This is a genomic window from Sphingobium sp. CFD-2, assembly GCF_024611135.1.
In the GTDB taxonomy this organism is placed as follows: domain Bacteria; phylum Pseudomonadota; class Alphaproteobacteria; order Sphingomonadales; family Sphingomonadaceae; genus Sphingobium; species Sphingobium fuliginis.
The window spans coordinates 12462-33743 of sequence record NZ_CP084410.1 but is presented as its reverse complement, the minus strand read 5'-3'; the positions used below and the strand labels follow the sequence as shown (position 1 = coordinate 33743).

The following is a 21282-nucleotide window of genomic DNA, read 5'->3' as shown; positions in this document are numbered from 1 at the left end:
TCAATCCGTTCGCTGCCACCCGTTATGCGCGCTCGCGCGCTCGGCCCGGCTCGTCCAAAAATGATGCTATAAACAATCATATTCGGCGTCATACCGCTTCCTTTCTCGCGCGCTCCGGCATATCCTCCGCAGCTACCCGGAATTTTAGCGGCTAAAACCAACCCCCTTGCGGAAGAAAGAAACCGAACCTGTGTATCGGAAGGTTCTCGCGATTAACATTAACCGCTTCTTGGCCTTAAGACGGCTCAAGAAAAAAGACCTCGCGGAGAACGCGGGGCTGTCTGTGTCCTTCGTATCTGACGTTACAGCCGGTAAGGGAAACCCGTCGCTCGAAACAATCGCCGCCATCGCAAATGCTCTGGAAGTCCCGCTCGTCGCGCTACTGGAACCGCCGCCTATCGGCACCGATGGCTGGGACGCCAGCCTAGCCGATACCTTATCAAAAGAAGATAAAAAGCTGGGGCTTCCTCCCGGTTATAAGCGCGTTTCCGCTATCGTCACGGATCATCAAGCGTTTCAGATAGCACAATGGCACAAGGCTGCCCACGCTAAGTTGCGTCGGTCCTGACAATCCCCCCAATCTGAACCTAATTCTTTGCAATCGTTCTGGTTGCCTCCATGAAAATTCCGGTATATCCCTTGCGTCCATTTTGTTTTGGCAGGGACGGTGCTTCATGGAGGCCAAGGGGGAACCCGCTCAAGATACGGTAAAAGAGCGTGCGAAGGAGATGCTTCGCCGCTCCATGCAACCGCTTATGTTGGATGCGCTTGCCGACCCCAAGACCGTTGAGCTGATCCTGAACGCCGATGGCAAGCTATGGCTGGAACGCCTTGGCGAACGCATGATCTGCATCGGTAAGGTCGCCCCAAGCCGGGCCGAGGCGATCATCAAGGCGGTCGCTGGCTATCATAACAAGGAAGTGACGCGGGCCTCCCCGGTTCTGGAAGGCGAGTTTCCTATAGATGGCTCGCGCTTCGCCGGACAGATGCCCCCGGTCGTGCCCGCGCCGACCTTCGCCATCCGAAAACGCGCCGTGGCGATCTTTACCCTCGAACAATATGTGGAGGGCGGGATTATGACGGCGGAGCAATGCAGCCTCATCCATGAGGCTATCCGCGCGCACCGCAACATTCTGGTGATTGGCGGCACCGGCAGCGGCAAAACAACGCTAGTGAATGCCATTATCAACGGGATGGTGGACGCGGACCCGACCGAACGGCTCGTAATCATTGAAGATACCGGCGAGATTCAATGCGCCGCTGAAAACTACGTCCAGTTCCACACGTCCCCGCAAATCACCATGACGGCGCTGCTCAAAACCACGCTGCGGATGCGGCCCGATCGTATCCTAGTGGGCGAGGTGCGCGGCCCGGAAGCCCTCGACCTGCTCATGGCGTGGAACACCGGCCACGAGGGCGGAGCGGCCACGCTGCACGCCAACAACGCCGAAGCGGGCCTTAGCAGGCTCCAAATGCTCATCAGTATGCACCCCGATTCACCACGGCCGATTGAGCCGCTGATTGGTGATGCGGTGCATTTGATCGTCCACATCGCGCGCACGCCAGAGGGTCGCCGCATTGAAAGCCTGCTGGAAGTCGGGGGCTTCGTGGATGGGAAATACATTTTGCGCAAACTGTGAAGGAGCATGACATATGACGTTGTTTTGGAATGACGCCGCCGCCCGCCGTAAGGCGCTCATATGGGGTATGCTGGGGCTGGCGCTCGTCATGCTCCTGCTCTGGCCTCACGCGGCTTGGGCCTCGGATACCACGGGCGGCCTGCCTTACGAATCCTATCTGACCAAGGTGCGCCAGTCGATGACCGGCACCGTCGGTTATACCTTCGCCCTCGTCGGCATCGTCGTTGCCGGTGGTGTCCTGATCTTCGGCGGCGATCTCAACGGCTTTGTGCGAACGCTGTTGCTGATCGTCCTCGTCGCCTCGATGCTCGTCGGCGCTAACTCGGTCCTGTCCTCCATCACGGGCGGCGGTGCGGTGATTACCGGCACCGCTTCGCCCGCGCTGGCAGGCTAAAGGGGAGGGCCGGTCAACATGGCTCTGCGATCAGTGCCTATTCGCCGCTCTGGCGTCCGCAACAATCTGTTTTTGGGTGGGGACCGCGAGCTGGTCATGCTCACGGGCCTAGCGTCGATGGCGCTGATCGTTCCGGCCATCAATTCCTTGAAGGCGTGGGCCGCTGGCCTGCTGATCTGGTTTGCAGGCGTGTGGGCCTGTCGTCTCATGGCGAAATCGGACCCGCTGATGCGGTTCGTTTACATGCGGCACCGCACCTATCGCCCCTACTACCCGGCTCACTCCACGCCCTTCCGCAAGAACGGCCGCCTGCAATTCCGCCGCTACCGGCAACCGGGGAAGAAAAAATGATCCAGACAATCGCTGTCGTCATAGCGATCTTCGGGGCGGCCCTGCTCGCGGTCCTCGCCTTTGCGTCCTTCGCCAACGCGGCCGAACGCAAGCTGGCCCGGTATCGCTCCAAGGATGAAGGGCTTGCCGATCTGCTCAACTATGGGGCGATGGTCGATGATGGCGTAATCGTCGGCAAGAACGGCTCGTTCATGGCCGCGTGGATTTATGAGGGCGACGATAACGCCAGCTCCACCGACCGCCAGCGCGATATGGTCAGCTTTCGGATCAACCAAGCTCTCGCCGGGCTGGGCAATGGCTGGATGATCCACGTTGACGCGCCGCGCCGCCCTGCTGCCGCCTACTCGGCTGCGGGTCTGTCGCATTTTCCTGACCCGGTGACGGACGCCATAGATCAGGAAAGGCGCGAATTATTCCAGTCCCTCGGCACCATGTATGAGGGCTATTTCGTCATTACCGCGACCTACTTCCCTCCGGTCATAGCGGAGCAAAAGTTTGTCGAGCTGATGTTTGACGACGATCGGGAGCGGCCGAACAACAAGCAACGCACGGCCGACCTGGTTGAACGCTTCAAGCGCGAAATCACCACATTTGAAAGCCGTCTGTCCTCGGCCGTGAAGCTGACCCGCCTTCGCGCTCACAAGGTCGAAAATGAGGACGGCTCGACCGTGACGCACGACGACTTTTTGCGGTGGCTGCAATTCTGCGTCACCGGCAAAAATCAGCCGGTCGTGCTGCCCTCGAACCCGATGTATCTCGATTCCATCATCGGCGGTGTCGAAATGTGGACGGGCGTAATCCCGCGCATCGGCAACAAGTTCGTCCAGACGGTAGCGATCGAAGGTTTCCCGATGGAATCGACGCCGGGCATCCTCTCGGCGCTGGGCGAGCTGCCGATTGAATATCGCTGGTCCACGCGGTTCATATTTATGGACCTCCATGAAGCTGTGAAACACCTTGAGGATTTCCGCAAAAAGTGGCGGCAAAAGGTTCGCGGCTTCTTCGATCAGGTTTTCCAGACCAACAGCGGCAAGATAGATCAGGACGCCCTTTCGATGGTGGCCGATGCCGATAATGCGCTGGAGGAAGTCAACTCCGGCCTTATCGCACAAGGATACTATACCGGCGTCGTCGTCCTGACGGACGAAAGCCGCGATAAGGTAGAACAGGCCGCGCGCCAGCTTGAAAAGGCTATCAACGCACTCGGTTTCGCGGCCCGTATCGAGACGGTGAACAACCTAGAGGCGTTCTTGGGCACGCTGCCGGGGCATGGCGTCGAAAACGTCCGCCGCCCGATCATCAACACCATGAACCTAGCCGACCTGATGCCGACCAGCTCGATATGGACCGGCCTCGATCATGCGCCGTGCCCGATGTATCCGCCCAGCTCGCCCCCGCTCATGTCTGGCGTCACCAACGGCTCCACGCCGTTCCGGCTCAATCTCCACGTCCGCGACGTGGGGCATAGCTTCATCTTCGGCCCCACGGGCGCAGGCAAGTCAACGCTGCTCGGCCTGCTCGCCGCCCAGCTCCGCCGCTATCCCGGCATGTCCATTTTCGCGTTCGACAAGGGCCTGTCGCTCTACCCGCTGGCGAAGGCGGTGGGCGGGGCGCATTTCACTGTCGCCGGGGATGACGAAAAGCTCGCCTTCTGCCCGCTCCAATTCCTCGAAACCAAGTCCGATCGCGCATGGGCAATGGATTGGATCGACACAATCCTAGCCCTCAACGGCGTGGCGACCACGCCCGCGCAACGCAACGAAATCGGCAACGCCATCGTCAACATGCACGCCAGCGGGGGCAAAACCCTCTCTGAATTTGTGGTCACGATTCAGGATGAAACGGTGCGCGAGGCGATCCGCACCTACACGGTGGACGGCTCTATGGGCCATCTTCTCGATGCGGAACATGACGGCCTGAGCCTGTCGGAATTTACCGTGTTTGAAGTCGAGGAGCTGATGAACCTCGGTGAAAAATACGCGCTGCCGGTCCTCCTCTATCTTTTCCGGCGTATCGAGCGATCTTTGAAGGGCCAGCCTGCCGCGATCATCCTTGATGAAGCATGGATTATGCTGGGGCATCCCGCCTTCCGGGCCAAAATCCGCGAATGGCTCCGGGTGCTGCGCAAGTCCAACTGCCTTGTTCTCATGGCAACGCAAAGCCTGTCTGACGCCGCAAATTCGGGCATCCTTGACGTTATCGTGGAGTCCACCGCGACCAAGATTTTCCTGCCGAACGTCTATGCGCGCGATGACGATACCGCCCAACTCTACAGACGCATGGGCCTCAATACACGCCAGATTGAAATCTTGGCGACGGCCATCCCCAAGCGCCAATATTACTATCTCTCGGAACAGGGGCGGCGGCTCTTTGAGCTGGCGCTAGGCCCCGTGGCCCTGTCCTTCGTCGGCGCGACCGACAAGGAATCCATCGCCACCATTAAGGCCCTTGAAGCGGCCTATGGCCCGGCATGGGTCAACGAGTGGCTGGCCATCCGTGGCGTCGAATCCACCATTAATATCGGCCGCGCGGCGGCGGCCCCCTATACCTCGGAGAAGCTGCATGAGTCTGTTTGACAAGCTGCGGGGGCGGCGAGCTGCGGAAAGCGCCCCGGTTGATCCCAACCCCTACCTGAACGCGCGGCGGCAATGGAATGAGCATGTGGGCGGCATCGCTGCCTCGCGGCGCTTGTGGCAGACTATGGCAATCCTTTCGATGCTGATCGTCCTCGCCGCTGTCGGCGGCATCATAGCGATTGGCAGTCAGTCGAAATTCATCCCTTACGTGGTCCGCGTGGACTCGCTGGGGGACGCGATAGCGACCCAGCGGGCCGATGTGGCTTCGCCGGCCGATGCGCGCGTGGTGCAAGCGCAAGTCGGCTCCTTCATCCAGTCGGCCCGCATGGTGACGGCTGACGTTGAACTCCAAAAGCAAGCCATTTTCCGGGTCTATGGGATGCTCGCGCCGAACGATCCGGCGTTGGCAAAGATGACCGACTATCTCAACGGCAATCCCGACAATACGCCTTTCGCCCGCGCGGCGCGGGAAACCGTGTCGGTCGAAATCGCCTCGGTAATTCAGCAAACCAAGACCTCTTGGCAGGTCGATTGGACCGAGACGGAGCGCGATCGGCAAGGCCAGCCTATCCAGCCTCCGGCGAAAATGCGCGCGCTCGTCACGATCCGCGTTGCGCCGCCCAGCTCGGCCACCACGGAGGAACAAATTAAGCAAAACCCCTTGGGCGTGTTCGTCCAAGATTTCTCTTGGTCGCGCACACTCTGATGGGAGGGACAATCAACATGAAGAAGATCGCCTATTTCGCCGCCGCCCTCGCGGCGCTGCCTTCGATCGCGTCCGCGCAGGACGGTCCGCCGCTTCCCGACGACATGCCGCCCGCGAACGCGCCCATGCCTGCCGGGGGAGGGGCGCAAGTAGATCCCAATGCCTATATCAGCCCGCGCAATCCGAACCTGACGCGCACCCAGCGCGAGGGTCTGTCGATCGCGCGGCGCTGGCAGGCGGAAAGCGCCGAAGGCATCAAGCCGGTGCCGGGCACCGAAGGCGCGGTATTGTTCGCCTTCGGCACCTCCGAACCCTCCGTGGTCTGTGCTGTGCTGCAAATCTGCGATGTGCAGTTGCAGCCGGGCGAGAACATCAATTCGGTCAACGTGGGCGATAGCGCCCGCTGGCTGATCGAACCGGCCGTTTCCAATTCCGGGCCGAACGAAACCCAGCATCTTATCATCAAGCCGCTCGATGCGAACTTGAATACAACGCTGATCGTGACGACCGATCGCCGCACCTACCATATCCGGTTGGTGTCGCACCGGACGCAATTCATGTCGCGGGTGGCGTTCACCTATCCCGATGAAGCGCAAGCCAAATGGGCCGCTTTCCGCGCTCGATCGGACACGGCGCGCGCCGAAAACACGATGGCGGTGCCCGATGGCGCGCGCGGGACGGGCAGGGGAGGGAGCGAATATCTCTCCAATCTCGATTTCCACTATAGCGTTGACGGCCGCGCACGCTGGAAGCCCGTCCGGGTTTACAATGATGGCGTCAAAACCATCATCGAAATGCCGCACGCGATGGAGCAGACGGAAGCGCCATCGCTGCTGATCGTCCGGGCCGGGGGCAGCGTCTCCAAGGCGGCTGATACCTCCATCGTCAATTATCGGCTCCAAGATGGCCGCTACATTGTCGATCAGATTTTTGACCAAGCGGTCCTCATCTCCGGTGTCGGCAAGCGCCAAGAGCGCGTCACCATCACAAGGGGGGGCTGATCGTGCGCGGTGCGATTTTTGTATCAGTGGCTTTCCTGCTTACGAGCTGCGCGGGCGTTTCGCACCGGGACAGCTTCGCCGTTCCGGCTCCTCCCGATCAGGCCCAAGCCCTCGTTGACGATTCCGTGGCGGAGCTGGTGAAACTCTACCCGCCTGCGATTAGCCGGGTGCTGATCCCGACTACCGGGGGCGGGGCCTATGGTGACGGCTTGCGCTCCTCGATGCGCCAAGCAGGCTATGCGGTGATTGAGGCGGGCAAGGGCGTGAAGCCCGATCCTGCGGCCACGCCGTTGCGCTATTACGTCGATCAGCCAATTGCCGATTCCTACCGCGTGACGCTGCGGGTCGGCGCGCAAACTTTCTCCCGCATCTATGGCGTGGATGAAAAGGGTATCTACCCGTCTGCCGGGTGGGCGCTCGATCTGACCGGCGCAACGCCGGAGCTGATCGAACGGGCGAACCGGCCCGTAGCGCCTGCCGCACCTCCTCCCGTTCCGTCGCCCGTCGCCAGCACGCAACCCGGCTTCGGCGGCAATGGAACAGAGGCCGGAACGTGGTCTGTCAGCCTGACGGGCTTCTCCTCCGAAAGCGCAGCACGCGCCTATTGGCGCGCGACGGCGCGCCTTCGCCCTTCGTGGGCGAGCGTGACGCCGCGCTTTGTCCAAAACGGACGCTCTCACGGCATCCAATTCGGACAGTTTCAATCCAGCGCGACGGCGCGCGCCAAGTGCAAGGGCATCCGTGCCGCGCGCTGTGGCGTCGTCAAGGCCGGGTAAGGGGGTAGGTTTATGTCTGATGCTGATAGCATGTCGCCGGAAGCCTCGCCGGGCGGTGCAGCGGACGGGAACAGCGGGCGCTTGGTGACGGGAGTTCGCAGGGTCAATAATGCGCCGCTGCTGATCGTCCTCGGCATTGTGGCGCTGTTCATCGCCATCGTGGTGTCGATTATGATTGATCGCTCCTCGGACAATGCGGCGACCAAGGTTCAACCGGCTGTCGGTCAAAGCTCGGCCGATGTTGCGAACAAGGTTGCGGGGACCGCTCCAAGCGGTGCTGCGGAAGTGATGGCGAACGCGCCCCCGCTGCCGCCTGCCGATGGCATCCCGGTCGCGCCGGTCGATCCCAATGCGCCGCCAACCGTCACCGCCTCGCCAGCGCAACCCAACGGCCCCACGGCGGCCGATCTGCGCCGGGCACGCATGGAAGCGATACGCGAAGCACGCCTTGCCCAATTTGGCAGCGCCGTGCGCTCTCCTACCGCCCTGAAATGGCAGGACGGCCGCAATGGGGCATCCTCTGGCGCTGGCGGCATGAGTGGCGGCGCTGATCCGGCAACCCAGCTCGTCGCCCTGCAACAGCAAATGGCCGCTGCAATGGCGCAGGGCCGCCAGCCCTCGGCCTCCGACATTGCCACCCTTACGGCCCTGTCAAACCAAGTGGCCGGGGGAGGAGCCGGAGCCGGGCAGGGTGCCGCCAATGCCCGCCCGCCTGCCAACTATGGCCAGTTCGCCAACAATGCGGGTGGCAATCGCTGGGCCTCGAACAGCCAAGTAGAAGCGCCCTCCCGCTACCAGCTCCGCGCGGGCTTCGTAATTCCCGGCACGCTGATCTCCGGCATCAACTCGCAAATACCGGGGCAGATTGTCGCGCAAGTTTCCCAAAACGTGTTCGATACCGCGACGGGCCGCTATCTCCTGATCCCGCAAGGCTCCCGCCTTGTCGGCGCGTATGATTCCAACCCGGTCTTTGGGCAGACGCGCGCGCTCATCGCGTGGCAACGGATCATCTTTCCTGACGGCAAGGCGATCGACCTTGGCGCTATGCCGGGGTCGGACAGCGCGGGCTATGCCGGGTTCCATGACCAAGTGAACGCGCATTGGTTCCGTATCTTCGGCTCCGCTCTGCTCATGTCTGGTGTGACCGCTGGCGTAACCCTTAGTCAGCCGCAAACCGGCCTCAACGCCAATGGCACCATGTCCGCCAGCCAAGCCCTTAGCCAAGCTCTCGGCCAGCAGCTCGGACAGACCACGGCGATGATGATTGAGCGCAATCTGAACATATCGCCCACGCTGATTATCCGGCCCGGCTTCCGCTTCAATGTGGTCGTCGTGAAAGACCTCACATTTTCAAAGCCTTACCGCTCATTCGATTATTGACGCCAGATGAAAGGGAGCAAGCAAAATGAAGTCTCGAATTTTAGCCGCTAAAATTTCTTTGGCGATCACTCTCGCGCTGGCGGCCCCGTCCGCCAATGCGCAAATCTCGGTTATCGACGTTGCGAACGTCCGCCAGACAACCGTTTCCGCGCTGCAAAACGTCGCCACGGTGGCGAAGCAAATCCAGCAGTATCAGACGCAGCTACAGCAATACCAAAATATGATTCAGAACACGGTCGGCGCGCCGGTCCAGCTCTGGCAGCAGGCTACGCAAACGATCGACAGCCTCCAAGGGCAGGTCAATCAAATCAGCTCGTTCGCTCGTCAAGCTGGCGACGTGAACACCTACATGAATCAATTCAAAAATCCGTCTTACTATCAGACCAATGCTTGCACGTTCGGGAACTGCACGGCGGCGCAGCGCGCGGCGGCTCTGTCCGCTACTCGCGCCCGCACGACAAGCCAGATGGCCGCAAATGCCGACGCTATGAACGGCATCAACAGCGCCATGACAACGCTTGCGTCTGACGGCCAGCGCCTCGACCAGTTGCAGGCCAATGCCACGGGTGCGAGCGGGCAAATGCAAGCCCTGTCCTACGCCAATCAATTTGCGGCCCAACAAGCCAGTGAGTTGCAGAAAATTCGCGGCGTCCTGCTCGCGCAAAGCGCCGCGCTGACGGCTCAATCGCAATATCAGCTCGATCGCGATGCTGCGGCAACAGAGGCATCGGCCGCAATGCGGAAAACCAAACCGACGCCGATCGGAACCTATCAGAATTAAGGAAAGCCCATGCCGAAATTGCGTCAACTTATCGCCGCGTCCTGCTGCACCGCTACACTTCTTCTCGCGGCCTGCGGCAAGTCCGAACCGAAAACGATGCTCTATTACTCTCAACACCTAGACGAAGCCCGCGAGAAGGTCGCCCGATGCAAATCCGGCGTCGAAACCGACGCGGAGTGCCAAGAAGCGGGCAGCGCACTAGCGCACGAAACCAAGCCGACGCCGATCGGAACCTATCAGAATTGAGGATAGCACTATGAAGGCTCTGGCTCGCCTACACCTGTCCGCCTTGGGGGTGGCGCTCACGCTCGCCGCGACTCCCGCCTATGCGCAATCGCAAGGTATGCTCGATAATGTTCTGAACAAATATAAGAGCATGGCGGCGGCGTGGGCGAGCGTCTTCACAACGCACGCGACAATTCTATTCGGCACACTAGCGGCGGTCAGCCTCATTTGGACGTTCGGGGTAATGGCGTTGCGCCGCGCCGATCTTGGCGAATTTGCTTCGGAAGCAATTCGCTTCGCCATCTTCTGCGGCTTCTTCTGGTGGCTGCTCATCAACGGCCCGGCGATCGGCTTGGCGATCATTGAAGGGCTGCGCTCGTTGGGTGCGCAGGCATCCGGCCTGCCTAACAATCTCGCGCCATCGGGTATTGTGGACATTGGTTTCGACATTTTCCGCCAAGCTGTCGAAGCGTCCAGCGTCCTAACTCCGGTCGATTCCGCTCTTTCTATCTTGGTTTCGCTGGGCATCCTGATTGTTTTGGCTCTCGTCGGCGTGAATATGCTGCTGCTGTTGGCCTCCGGCTATGTCCTCGCCTATGCCGGGGTTATCTTTTTGGGCTTCGGCGGCGCGCGGTGGACCAGCGATATTGCGCTGAACTATTTCAAAACGGTGGTCGCGGTGGGCGCGTCCCTGATGACGATGGTTCTTATCGTCGGCGTCGGCAAAACCTTCCTTGACCAATATTATGCCGCAACGGGCGAGGGTTCGTCTCTCCAAGATTTAGGGACCATGCTTGTCTTCGCGGTCGTCCTTCTGGCGCTCGTAAACAAGGTTCCCGCGATGGTCGGGGGCGTTATAAGCGGCGGCTCGATCCACGCGGCGGGCGGTATCGGAGCCTTTGGGGCAGGGGCCGCGCTGGGTGCTGCCGGGATGGCCGCTGGGGCGGCGGCCACGGGTGGAGCTATGATCGCTGCTGGCGCGATGAACGCTGCGGGTGGAGCCAGCGCGATCAAGGCCGCCTTCGCTGCCGCTGGTGGGAGCGGTGGTGAAGGCGGCCAAACCGGCATGGGAGGCGGGCAACCGCTTTCGTCGGCGGGCGACATGCCGGGAGGCGGCGATAACGGCGGCGGCGGTGGCGGTGGGGGCGGCGGCACGCCCCTTAGCGTCGCTATGGGCGGCGATGGCGGTTCCCCCCCGGCCAATGACAACAGCGGCCTTCAAGGCGGCTCGGAAGCCGCCAGCGCGGGCGGTGGCACGGCTGCAAGCGCCGCTGCGGGTAGCGAGGCGGCCGATCGTGAAGACGGCAACGGCGGCGGCGCTGCCGGTGGCTCGCCTGCGGGGGAGGGGGAGGCCAGCTCCGCCAGCTCGCAAGGTGAAGGCGCGCCCGAAAGTGGCGACACTGGCGGCACGCAACGCACCGGCCTTAGCCGTGCGGCGAAAACCGCAAGCATCCTCGGCGGCGCTGCCGCTGGTATGGCGGTGGGCGCTTTGAAAGAGCGGGTGGGAAATACGGTGGGCGGCCGACTGGCGGCCAATATCCGCGCGTCGGCCGCCTCGGCATCGTCGGGAAGTGAAACGCTCGCTCCCGCGACCGGCGCGGGCAGTCCCGCCAGTTCGTCCGATTCATCGCCACCCCCCACGGCGCAATTCGCGGGCGATACCATTTCGGCCGCCCGTGATGCGGGCGACATGGAGACGCCAGAGGATGAAGTTGCGGCCTTCGTCCAGAGAAGGGGGGACAGCTAATCATGGCCGCTGATCTGCCTCCGGTTGTCATAGAAGAACGGGTGCAATGCTCGATCGCGGCGGCGCTGCGCTATAACATTCCGGCGAACGTCATGCTGGCGGTCGCGGAACAAGAGAACGGTCGGCCCGGCGCGCGCGTCCAGAACACCAATAACACCGCCGATCTTGGCTCGATGCAGCTCAATTCCAGCTATATTCAATCGCTGGCACGCTACGGCATCCGGCCCGAATATGTGCTTGCGGCGGGGTGCTATCCCTACAACCTCGCTGCATGGCGTATCAGAAACCATATCCGGGATGACAAGGGCGACCTGTGGACGCGGGTTGCCAATTATCATTCCCGAACGCCGGTCCATAATGCCCGCTATCGGGCGCTGATTATGGCGAAAGGCGCGCGCTGGGAGGCGTGGCTTTCCTCGCGCTATAATACCTACAGCGTGAACGGCGTGCCGGTAAGCGGCGGCGCTCCTGCTGCGCGATCGACCTCGATCCCACTCACGATCACGGCGGCCGACGCGACGGGCGGGGGCCAGCTCGCGGCGCAACCCGCGATCGTCCAGCCCGAAGGCAGCGCCGACGCCTCGGCGGGCTATGTCGCCTCGATCTTGGCCGCTGCGTTCAATGCTCGCATAACCGATACGTGGCGGGCGCTGGAAGCCAATTACGGGGCCGCCAACAGCTTTCACAAATATGGGCAGGCGGTGGATTTCGTGCCGCGTGCCGGGCTGCACACGATCACGCGCGAGCAAATCCGCGCCGTGATGGCGCAACATGGTATTCGCGTGGCGGAGCTGCTGGGGCCGGGGGACCGGGGCCATGCCGATCATTGGCATCTGGCTTTCTATACCGGCGATCAGACTCGGCCGCTCGATCGCGCTCAAATTGTCGTCGCCAGAGCGGAACGCGGGGTAGGGGGCCTAACCTCGGCGGCCGTGCAGCCGATGGCCAACTATGAGGCTGCGCCAGCTCCACAAGCCCGCGTCATGGCGGCTCGGCCGAACGCCGCGCCTATTTCCGTTGCGGTGAATTTCCGGCGCGACATGCTGCATCCTTCGCCTACCGATCCCACGGCGGACCCGCGATTTATTCCGCGCACAATCACCGCCAGCAATTGAAGCGACGGCGCGCTAGGCGCTCAATTCGGCAAGCCGGTGTGGGCGCTGATCCCCATCCCGGCCAGCTCCTCAATGAGCCAGTCTCGAAAGTCCGAAATGGATTTCGCGCCTTCGGCCCTCAAGGCGGCAACGTCTTCCTCTTTGAAACTCCAATCGTCCTTGCCGATGTGGCGCAAGGCGCGCCAAACGCAATGCTTCTGATAGCTGTAGAGGGCATAGCGTGGAAAGTACGCTAAACAACGCTAAGGGAGAACGAACGGCGAACGATAGGTGCGAACGAGCGTGCCCCTTAATCAGGTGGGCCGTTCAATCCCCATCCTACGCATTTCGCGATAGATGGTCGATCGGCCGATGCCGAGTTGCCGCGCCGCTTCTGTCGGAGAGATGCGGGCTTCAACCAGTTTGATGGCGGCATTCACTTTGGACATGTCGAGCGGTTGACGGCCAGGCTGCTTGCCCTTGGCGCGTGCTGCCGCGATGCCGTCCCGGGGGCTCTGTTGCAAAGATTGGCGGCAGTCAGAGGTAGGCTGTCGCTCTGCGCCGATCAGGCGGCTGCTGCGAAATGGTGGTTGAGCATGCCCATGGCCTCCGTCAGCGCCGAGGGCCCAATGCCAAAAGCTCTCTCCACAAGGCGCACCTCGCCCCTGATGCCGGGCTGCAGGCACCAGGGGCGAGCCTGTCCTTTGCGCAGGGCTCGCATGACTTCGAATCCCTTGATCGTGGCATAGGCCGTGGGGATCGATTTGAAACCGCGCACCGGCTTGATCAGTATCTTGAGCTTTCCGTGATCGGCCTCGATCACGTTATTGAGATACTTCACCTGCCGGTGGGCCGTCTCCCGGTCCAGCTTTCCTTCGCGCTTCAATTCGGTGATCGCTGCACCATAGCTCGGCGCTTTGTCGGTATTGAGCGTGGCAGGCTTTTCCCAGTGCTTCAGGCCTCGCAGGGCCTTGCCCAGGAACCGCTTCGCTGCCTTGGCGCTGCGGGTCGGCGACAGGTAGAAATCGATCGTGTCGCCCCGCTTGTCGACTGCCCGGTACAGGTAGGTCCACTTGCCCCGCACCTTGACGTAGGTTTCATCCAGGCGCCAGCTCGGATCAAAGCCACGCCGCCAGAACCAGCGCAGCCGCTTCTCCATCTCCGGGGCGTAGCACTGGACCCAGCGATAGATCGTCGTATGGTCGACCGAAATGCCGCGTTCCGCCAGCATTTCCTCAAGGTCGCGATAGCTGATCGGATAGCGACAATACCAGCGCACCGCCCACAGGATCACATCACCCTGGAAATGGCGCCACTTGAAATCCGTCATCGTTCCGTCCGTCCAATCTCCGCCAAGCATGCTCAAGCTTCACGATTTTTGCAACAGAGCCCGCCACGCTAGTAGCCATGCTGGCTCCCCGTCAGCGAGCATACGCCACCGCCCATACCCCGCCGACTTCCCAAGCGCGCAAAGCGTCCACCACGTCGAGGAATTCCGCGTCCAACGTGCCTGCGCTCACCGCCACATATGCCCCATCGACGAAGGCATCCCACGAACCGAACCATATCGCGATGGGCGATGTTCGCGGCTTCCGGCCCTCCTCAATCTGCTTAACGCGACGTTGGAGAGTGCGGAGGCTCATGTGGTCAGGGCCAGCATGCCTTAGTGGGCAGGTTGCTGGAACAATGCCTTACGCGCGAGTTGCCCGGCGCAGTCGCCCTGAGCTTTGAACCTGAAGGCCTGGTCTGCCGGATGCGGCTGGAGTCCTCCGCCAAGATCGAAATCGTGCCCTGATGTCGGTTGGGGATCCTTCCCGTGGAGGACGAAGCTCTAAAAGCATCTACCAAGGATCCCGGCCATGGCCTGACGCAGGGCAGAACCACAATCATCCTTTATCGTCTTGCTGCGCCAGGCGACGAACATGTCGGGGCGCACAAGAAGGCATCCGTCTTCCGCGATATCCGAAAGCCGCGCCCAATCGTCGTATAGATCCTTATATTCCAGCCCGAACCCGATCCGTCGCAACACGATAGGCACGCCGAATTCCGCCGCGACCTGCTCGGCCGCTGCTTGCCATCCTTCGCCGCCTATTCCGGTGAACAGCGTGAACTGGCCTTTTCCGGCGAGATCGAGCGTAGAAATCGGGGGATTCCTGCCGATTTTTGTGCCGACCCATGCATGGGGGAGATGCGCGCCCGGCCTGGTGCTTGGCTGATAGAATAGTTCGGCATCTTCGCGGAACGGCTCCTGCGGAGAACCGTCGGGAATGACTGCCCCGGACTCATATCGTTGGTTGAGTTCCACGCCATGCGCATGGACTTCGTATTTCCTGTCGTCGACGACCCTTCGCAGTTCGGCGCGGCGCGCCTTCCCCTCGGCGCTCGGCGATGCCAGGCTTTCCTTGAGCGCCAGCCGCTCCGCCACGGTGAGCGAGGGAACGGCGCCAAGGGCGGCCCAGATCTCGTCATAGCGCATGCTTTTATTGGCCCGCGTGACGATCTGCCTGCCGATCGGGCGGCGTTCCTCATTATAGCTGTTCAGCAGCGATGGCTCCGCCTGGCCCTTCAGAACCAGCGCCAGCTTCCACGCAAGATTATAGGCATCCTGTACCGATGTATTGGAACCCAAGCCATTCGCGGGCGGATGCCGGTGGACCGCATCGCCCATGCAGAAGACGCGCCCTTGGCTATACCGCTCGGCAACGAGATCGTTGATCGTCCACCGTTGGGTCGAGTTCACCTTTATCTCCACGCTGTCGTCGCCGATCATGATGCGGATGCGTTCCAATATCTTGTCGAGCGGCGGCACTTCGGAATTTTGCGCGAAGGAGAAAAGCGTCACCAGCCACTGGTTCCACGGCCTGACCATCCGGAAATTACCGACAAAGGCCCATAGCGGCGCTTCGGGATCGATCACGAAATAGAGCGAGCCGGGACGATGCTGCACGAAGCGCGTCAGATCAATCTCGCAATAGACGCTGAACGCCTCGGCCAGATCGGCTTGCCCCTCAAGCGGGATGCCGAGCTGCTCCATGATGACGCTGCGCCCGCCATCGGCGCCGATCATATATTTCGATCGGATCGTATATTCCTTGCCGGTCAGCCGATCCAATATCGTGGACAGAACGCCTTCATCATCCTGAACGAATGAGACGAGCTGGGAATCAAAGCGGATCTTGGCACCGCGATCGATGGCGGATTCGATCAGGATCGGCTCGAACAGGCTTTGCGGAAGATCCGACATGCTGCACGGGCTCGACGCCTCATATTCCCCTTTACGTGCGGGATCCTGGCCCCAGGACCATCCCCGGGCGATCTCTTCGCCCACCATGCTCTCGATCCACAAGGTGTGCGACATCGCCTTGGCGGGGCTGGCCTGCCGCAGGCAGGTTTCTTCGATGCCCATATCGCGCATGATTTCCATCGTGCGTTGATTGGTGATGTGCGCCCGTGGCGTAGGGGCGCTGCGGGGATGCCGCGCCACGGCCAGAACCGGGATGCCATAGGCCGCCAGCAGGAGCGCCATCGTCGCCCCTGCCGGCCCCGCGCCGACGACAAGTACATCAACCGTATAATCTGCGCTCATATATAGTATCCGTAATATATTTCATCTTGGGCAAGCGATTTCTGCCCACGATCGCTAGGTGGCGTCGTGCGCCGTTACAGACGGATGGTCGCATCTTCCGGGCCAAGCCCCAGCCCCAACACCCACCGCGCATTGCGTTCCATGAGGACGTCATAGTCGTAACCCAGAATGTGGGTGGCGATCATGGAGAGATCCGCCACGACCCGCGGGAGGGCATCGCCGCCACATCGGGAACAAGATCGCGCGCCGCCTGATACAACGCCTCGGCTGTGAGACTATCTGAAACTTGATACTCTGATGCTATGATCGATTTCATATAATATCTCTCATATAATATCTATAGTTATACATTTACACTTGCACAGTTTTATGAACAATAGACAAATCTTGAAGAAATGGAGTCATTATGCCAGCCTATATGATTACTGAGATAACATCCGTTACAGATACAGTGCTTATGACTGAATATCACGAAAAGGTCGCGCCGATCATCGAGGCATTCGGTGGACGCTTTCTTGCACGGGCTGAACCATGCGTTGCACTGGAAGGCGAGTGGGCCAGAGTTGTCATCATCGAATTTCCCAGCTTTGAAACAGCGGAGCAGTTTTATCAGTCGGAAGAATACAGCCTGATCAAAGAACTCCGAGATCGCGCGGCAACGGCCAGAATAATCGTGCTCGGAGGTGTGGAATAATCTGAACTGGAGGTCGTGTCGGTCAATACTTGCACGACCTCCGCTTAAACCGACCTGAAACCAATCAGATGATACCACCGCTCCTCAACGCAGCCACTTCCTCCTTGGTATAACCGATTTCCTCCAGCACATCCGCCGTATGCTCGCCCAGCGCCGGAGGGGCGCGCCGAAACTGCGGCGGCGTGCGGCTCATCTTGATCGGCTGGCCCAATATTTCCACAGGGCCAAGCGCGGGATGGTCGATGGTCTGCACGATCCCGGTTTCCTTGACCTGCGGATCGGCAAACATCTCATCAAGCTTGTAGATCGGCCCGGCGGGCACCCCGGCGGCGCTCAGCAGGTCCACCCATTGCTTCACCGTCCGAGCCGCCGTGGCCTTGTCGATCGCCGCATTCATGCGCTCCCGGTTCCGCTCACGCCCTTCCGCTGTCTGAAAATCCGGGTCGGTCGCTAATTCCGGCGCGTCGATAGCCTGGCAGAGCCTGAAATAGCTGTCGTTTCCGACGGTCGAGAGCGTGAAATAGCCGTCACTTGCCCGATATACACCAGTCGGCACGATCTGCGGGTGATCATTGCCGCGCTGGATGGGAACGACCTTGTCCATCAGCCAGCGCATTGCCTGATAATCGAGCAGCATGATCTGCGACGAAAGGAGGTTGGTCTGGACCCACTGTCCCTTGCCCGACACTCCCCGCTCCAGCAGCGCGATCATCGTGCCCATCGCCGCGAAAATGCCGGCGCTCAGATCGGCCGGCGATATGCCGACGCGCATTGGCCCCCGATCGGCATAGCCTGTAAGCGCCATCAGCCCGCCCATGCCCTGCGCGATGAGATCGAAGCCCGGGCGGCTGCTATAAGGCCCCGTCTCGCCGAACGCCGAGATGGACGTATAGACGAGACGGGGATTGATCGCCGCCATCACCTCATAATCAATGCCCAGGCGATGCTTCACATCCGGGCGGAAATTCTCGACCAGCACATCGGCGGTTTCGACCAACCGCTTGAGTATGGCGACGCCTTCCGGTCGCTTCAGATCGAGTGTGATGCCACGCTTGTTGCGTTGCGCGTTGACGTAATCCGACGAGTGCCGGTTATCGCCCATCGGATCGCCCTCGCCGTCCGTCCGCTCGACCTTGATGACATCGGCGCCGAAATCGCCAAAGAATTTCACGCAGGTCGGGCCGGCGCGAACGCGCGAAAGGTCGATGACCTTGAGATGGCTGAGGGGTAATTGTGTCATATCAATTCCTTATCAGCGACCGACGAACCGCGGCTTGCGCTTGGCGGCGAATGCCTGCGCGCCTTCCGCATAATCCTCGCTCGCGAAACATTCGGCGACCAGCCGGTCGCACAGCGCCAGATCGGCGTTGCCGGACGGCCGGCTCAATTCCTTGATGATCGTCTTGGCCGCCTGGATCGTCAGCGGCGCATTTTCCGCGATCGTCGATGCATAGGCGCCCACCTGCGCCTGTAATTCCGCCACCGGATGAAACTGGGTAATCAGCCCCATCGCCAGCGCCTCCGTCGCGCCGTAGCGGCGGGCGCTGAAGAGCATGTCGGCCGCCCAGGCGGGCCCGACGACGTCGAGCAGCTTCCTCGTGCCCAGCCATCCATAGCCCAGGCCCAATCGCGCGGCAGGCACCGAAAAAAGCGCGTCCGAACCAGCAATCCGGATATCGCAGGACAGGGCGATGGCCACCCCGCCGCCAAAACAATAGCCGGAAATCATCGCAACGCTCGGCTGCGGCGTCGATTGCAACAGCCCCAGGGCATGGTCCGCCGCCTCGTCATAGGCCGCCACGTCCTTCGGCGATCGGCGCTGACCGGCAAATTCCGAAATATCGGCGCCGGACACAAAAGCGCGTTCGCCCGCGCCGCGCAGAAGAATGCATCGCACCTCGCGATCCTGCGCGATCCCCTCCAATGCCCTGCCCAGCGCGCGCCACATGTCCAGCGATATGGCGTTGTGCTTCGCAGGGTTGTTGAAGGTGATCCAGGCCAGCGGCCCTTCCCGCTCGACCAGCAGTTTATCATCGCTCATGGCGGCCCGCTCCACTCCACTCGCCATCATGGTTGCCCGTGCTTGTCGCCCATGTACAGCGATTGCGCGGAGCTTGCTCGCGGATCGCGCCGGTGCCAATGGCCGCGTTCCACCGTGCTGAAGAACTGGCTGGCCATCTGATTGAAGGCGCCCGGCTCCTCGATATTGAGGCCATGTCCGGTTTTCGGGCAGACCCAGAGACCGGCGCGCGGAAGCGTGCGCTTCAGATAGATATTCACCTCGATCACCGGATCATCCTCGTCGCCCAAGGCGAGGAGAACGGGAATATCGAGCGCCCGCAAAACATCCTCGCTTTCATAGAGCGACGGCCGCAACGCCTGATAATTTTTGAGCGTCAGCGCGGATCCAAGCGCCGAATGTTCGGACATGTAACGGCGAAACTCTTTCCAGCCGCGCTCATCCTTGTTGAGAAGCTGGATCCGCGTCGCGCCCATTGCGAGGCCGCTGGCGCCAGCCTCCATGCCTTCGCTCAGCATGCGATCCGCGCACATATGCGTATCGCGCATATATTGCGCCCGCTCTTCGCGCGACGCGCCGGAACCGCCGCTCGCGAAAAACAGCGCGCTTACACGGTTCGGGTAGCTCATCGCGAACTGGAGGCCGGCATAGGCGCCCATGCTCAGCCCCACGATATGGGCCTTTTCAATCTTCAGATGATCCATGATCGCCAGGACATCATCCCGCTGGCGATCGAACGTGTAGGCGTCTCCATCCTCCGGCACGGACGAAGGGGGGTAGCCCCGTGCGTTATAGGTGATGCAGCGATATTGCCCCGAAAAATGCCTGACCTGGCCTTCCCACGTCCTGAAATCGGCCGCGAATTCATGGAGCCAGACGATCGGATATCCGGTGCCGGTTTCCTCATAATAAAGGGAAACTCCCGAGCTGTCGGCAAACGGCATTACTGTTACTCCCTACACATAACGCATATTTTTCCGCGCCTGGCGGTCGCCAATATCTTTTAGCCTAGCGGCCCGAAGAATGTTTCGCCGAAAAAGCTATCCGTCAGCGGCTCCAGCGTTTCGGGCCAATGGTCATTATCCACCTGCCGCCGCAGTTCGGGCGGGCAAGGCTCGCCGTTCCAGCCGAGCTGCTCCATATAATAATGGAGCTGGACCGCATGGCCGCACGGGCTGATCGCCAGCGCGCTGTAATCGATCCCCGGGAACAATTCGGGCGGCAGTTTCCTGATCTCGACACCGCGCTCTGACAGATAGGCAATCGCGGCGCGAAGCTGCGAATAGCTGCCTACCCGCATGCCGAGCGCCATCGCGGTCGTGTTCTTGCTCAGCCCCAGCACCTCCCGCAGCTCGATCGGGTAGAGCGCCAGCGAATGATGCTCGAGCCCGGCCCGCAGGAAGACGCATATATGGCCGTTCCAGTTCACCGTCTCCGTGATCTTCAGGCCCAGCAGGTCGCGATAGAAATGCAGCGCCTTTTGGACATCCTTCACGAACAGGCGAAGCGGGCCGACCTTGACGATCTTGAAAGGCCGCTCAAGCAACACGCCGTCCACGTCATGGGTTTCCGCCTCAGGCAGCGTCGCTCGAAGGCCGCTATCGAGGTCGATGCCGTTGTCAGCGATGAAGCGCAGTTCCGCGGCCTCCGATCGATGCGGAATCGGCGGTGGTGCTGCATAGCCGATCAGATCGCGCACCGCGCCGGGCTTGCTTTTGCCGTTCCACCCAATTTGCTCCATGCCATAGAAGACTTCATTGAGATGGCCTTCGTCATCGGGCGTATAGAAATGGAAGTTCGAACCCGGAATATCCCTGCCCGAATAGACGACGCGGCGCCCATGCTCCTGCATCCAGTCGTTCCCCTCGACCACCTGGCGCAATCCGCCCGCCTGCCAGGAAATCTGGTTTGCCGTGACCTCGATCGGGAATGCGCCAAGCTGCTGGGCCGCAACCTTGGCCGCCGCTTCGGGAAACAGCACAAAGGAGTGGTGATCACTGCCGTGGCGCAGAAAAAAAGCTATGCCGGATCGGTCGATCGGGCGCTCCTCGGGAGGAAGAAGCGCCCCCAAATCGATCGTATCGGAAATGTGGAATCCAAGAAGATTGCAGAAGAAGTCGAGCGTCTGCTCGATCTTCGTAACGTTGAAGCCGACATGGCCGATCCGCACCACCTGGAAAGGACGCGGCAGCAGCATACCGCCGACATCATGCATCCCATCGGCAACACCGCCCTCACCCTCATTGAGCCCAGCGGGGCGATCGGGCCTGTCCATATCCATCTCCTGCTTACTCCTGCACGCTGTGCCGCT

21 protein-coding genes and 1 pseudogene are annotated in these 21282 nt (G+C 61.1%); 14 read left to right on the top strand and 8 right to left on the bottom strand.

What is annotated here, in order from left to right; all coding sequences use genetic code 11:
* The first annotated feature begins 190 nt into the window (after positions 1-190).
* The 13 genes from LDB29_RS28770 (at position 191) to LDB29_RS28710 (ending at position 12692) form a co-directional block, all read left to right on the top strand.
* Positions 191-568 (top strand): helix-turn-helix domain-containing protein, encoded by a 378-nt coding sequence (locus LDB29_RS28770; protein WP_026149852.1) that lies wholly within the window; start codon positions 191-193, stop codon positions 566-568.
* Between the two features lie 106 nt (positions 569-674).
* Entirely contained in the window at positions 675-1640 is a 966-nt protein-coding gene (trbB, locus tag LDB29_RS28765) for a P-type conjugative transfer ATPase TrbB (protein WP_026149853.1), read from the top strand.
* 13 nt (positions 1641-1653) lie between these two features.
* The gene (locus LDB29_RS28760) at positions 1654-2034 is read left to right on the top strand and encodes a TrbC/VirB2 family protein (protein ID WP_006964400.1); all 381 of its coding nucleotides are present in this window, start codon (positions 1654-1656) and stop codon (positions 2032-2034) included.
* A gap of 18 nt (positions 2035-2052) precedes the next feature.
* A complete protein-coding gene (locus tag LDB29_RS28755) occupies positions 2053-2385 on the top strand; it encodes a conjugal transfer protein TrbD (RefSeq protein ID WP_026149854.1) in 333 nt (110 codons plus the stop codon).
* Positions 2382-4961 (top strand): VirB4 family type IV secretion/conjugal transfer ATPase, encoded by a 2580-nt coding sequence (locus tag LDB29_RS28750; RefSeq protein WP_006964396.1) that lies wholly within the window; start codon positions 2382-2384, stop codon positions 4959-4961. The genes LDB29_RS28755 and LDB29_RS28750 overlap by 4 nt, the downstream gene beginning before the upstream one ends.
* Positions 4948-5667 carry a VirB8/TrbF family protein gene (locus LDB29_RS28745; RefSeq protein ID WP_054944716.1) on the top strand — a complete coding sequence of 240 codons (720 nt, stop codon included), beginning with the start codon at positions 4948-4950 and terminating at the stop codon, positions 5665-5667. Before LDB29_RS28750 ends, LDB29_RS28745 begins: the two co-directional genes overlap by 14 nt.
* Before the next feature lie 17 nt (positions 5668-5684).
* Positions 5685-6668, top strand: coding sequence for a P-type conjugative transfer protein TrbG (gene trbG / locus LDB29_RS28740; protein WP_006964392.1), 984 nt, complete (start codon positions 5685-5687; stop codon positions 6666-6668).
* Positions 6669-6670: 2 nt separating this feature from the next.
* Positions 6671-7444: an SPOR domain-containing protein gene (locus tag LDB29_RS28735; RefSeq protein WP_019053953.1), complete on the top strand. Its 774-nt coding sequence runs from the start codon at positions 6671-6673 to the stop codon at positions 7442-7444.
* 30 nt (positions 7445-7474) lie between these two features.
* Complete coding sequence (locus LDB29_RS28730; protein WP_019053954.1) at positions 7475-8824, top strand: TrbI/VirB10 family protein; 1350 nt, start codon at positions 7475-7477, stop codon at positions 8822-8824.
* 25 nt (positions 8825-8849) lie between these two features.
* Positions 8850-9605, top strand: a complete 756-nt coding sequence (gene trbJ / locus LDB29_RS28725) for a P-type conjugative transfer protein TrbJ (RefSeq protein ID WP_022675885.1) — start codon at positions 8850-8852, stop codon at positions 9603-9605.
* A gap of 9 nt (positions 9606-9614) precedes the next feature.
* Complete coding sequence (locus LDB29_RS28720) at positions 9615-9851, top strand: EexN family lipoprotein (RefSeq protein WP_054944502.1); 237 nt, start codon at positions 9615-9617, stop codon at positions 9849-9851.
* Positions 9852-9861: 10 nt separating this feature from the next.
* A complete protein-coding gene (gene trbL, locus LDB29_RS28715; RefSeq protein ID WP_030092735.1) occupies positions 9862-11577 on the top strand; it encodes a P-type conjugative transfer protein TrbL in 1716 nt (571 codons plus the stop codon).
* A gap of 2 nt (positions 11578-11579) precedes the next feature.
* Positions 11580-12692 (top strand): transglycosylase SLT domain-containing protein, encoded by a 1113-nt coding sequence (locus LDB29_RS28710; RefSeq protein WP_142639902.1) that lies wholly within the window; start codon positions 11580-11582, stop codon positions 12690-12692.
* Between the two features lie 20 nt (positions 12693-12712).
* On the opposite strand, the gene LDB29_RS28705 is transcribed toward LDB29_RS28710, so the two are convergent.
* From LDB29_RS28705 to LDB29_RS28690, 4 genes and pseudogenes are all read right to left on the bottom strand, one after another.
* Entirely contained in the window at positions 12713-12868 is a 156-nt protein-coding gene (locus LDB29_RS28705) for a hypothetical protein (protein WP_231634720.1), read from the bottom strand.
* A 117-nt stretch (positions 12869-12985) separates the two neighbouring features.
* Positions 12986-13183 (bottom strand): annotated as a pseudogene (locus LDB29_RS28700) (helix-turn-helix domain-containing protein); the annotation flags it as partial.
* A 53-nt stretch (positions 13184-13236) separates the two neighbouring features.
* Positions 13237-14001, bottom strand: a complete 765-nt coding sequence (locus LDB29_RS28695) for an IS6-like element IS6100 family transposase (RefSeq protein ID WP_001389365.1) — start codon at positions 13999-14001, stop codon at positions 13237-13239.
* A 501-nt stretch (positions 14002-14502) separates the two neighbouring features.
* Positions 14503-16257, bottom strand: a complete 1755-nt coding sequence (locus tag LDB29_RS28690) for an FAD-dependent monooxygenase (RefSeq protein ID WP_257558861.1) — start codon at positions 16255-16257, stop codon at positions 14503-14505.
* Positions 16258-16714: 457 nt separating this feature from the next.
* Between LDB29_RS28690 and LDB29_RS28685 the strand changes: the two genes are divergently transcribed.
* Complete coding sequence (locus LDB29_RS28685; RefSeq protein WP_054946245.1) at positions 16715-16951, top strand: DUF1330 domain-containing protein; 237 nt, start codon at positions 16715-16717, stop codon at positions 16949-16951.
* 64 nt (positions 16952-17015) lie between these two features.
* Here LDB29_RS28685 and LDB29_RS28680 read toward each other — a convergent pair whose 3' ends face one another.
* From LDB29_RS28680 to LDB29_RS28665, 4 genes are read right to left on the bottom strand one after another with little or no spacing between them, the layout of a single operon-like run.
* Positions 17016-18191, bottom strand: coding sequence for a CaiB/BaiF CoA-transferase family protein (locus tag LDB29_RS28680; RefSeq protein ID WP_054948479.1), 1176 nt, complete (start codon positions 18189-18191; stop codon positions 17016-17018).
* A 12-nt stretch (positions 18192-18203) separates the two neighbouring features.
* On the bottom strand, positions 18204-18992 hold the full coding sequence (locus LDB29_RS28675) for an enoyl-CoA hydratase (protein WP_054948480.1): 789 nt from the start codon (positions 18990-18992) through the stop codon (positions 18204-18206).
* Positions 18993-19018: 26 nt separating this feature from the next.
* The gene (locus LDB29_RS28670) at positions 19019-19915 is read right to left on the bottom strand and encodes an alpha/beta fold hydrolase (RefSeq protein WP_257558860.1); all 897 of its coding nucleotides are present in this window, start codon (positions 19913-19915) and stop codon (positions 19019-19021) included.
* Between the two features lie 59 nt (positions 19916-19974).
* On the bottom strand, positions 19975-21246 hold the full coding sequence (locus LDB29_RS28665) for a VOC family protein (protein WP_257558859.1): 1272 nt from the start codon (positions 21244-21246) through the stop codon (positions 19975-19977).
* Between the last annotated feature and the right edge of the window lie 36 nt (positions 21247-21282).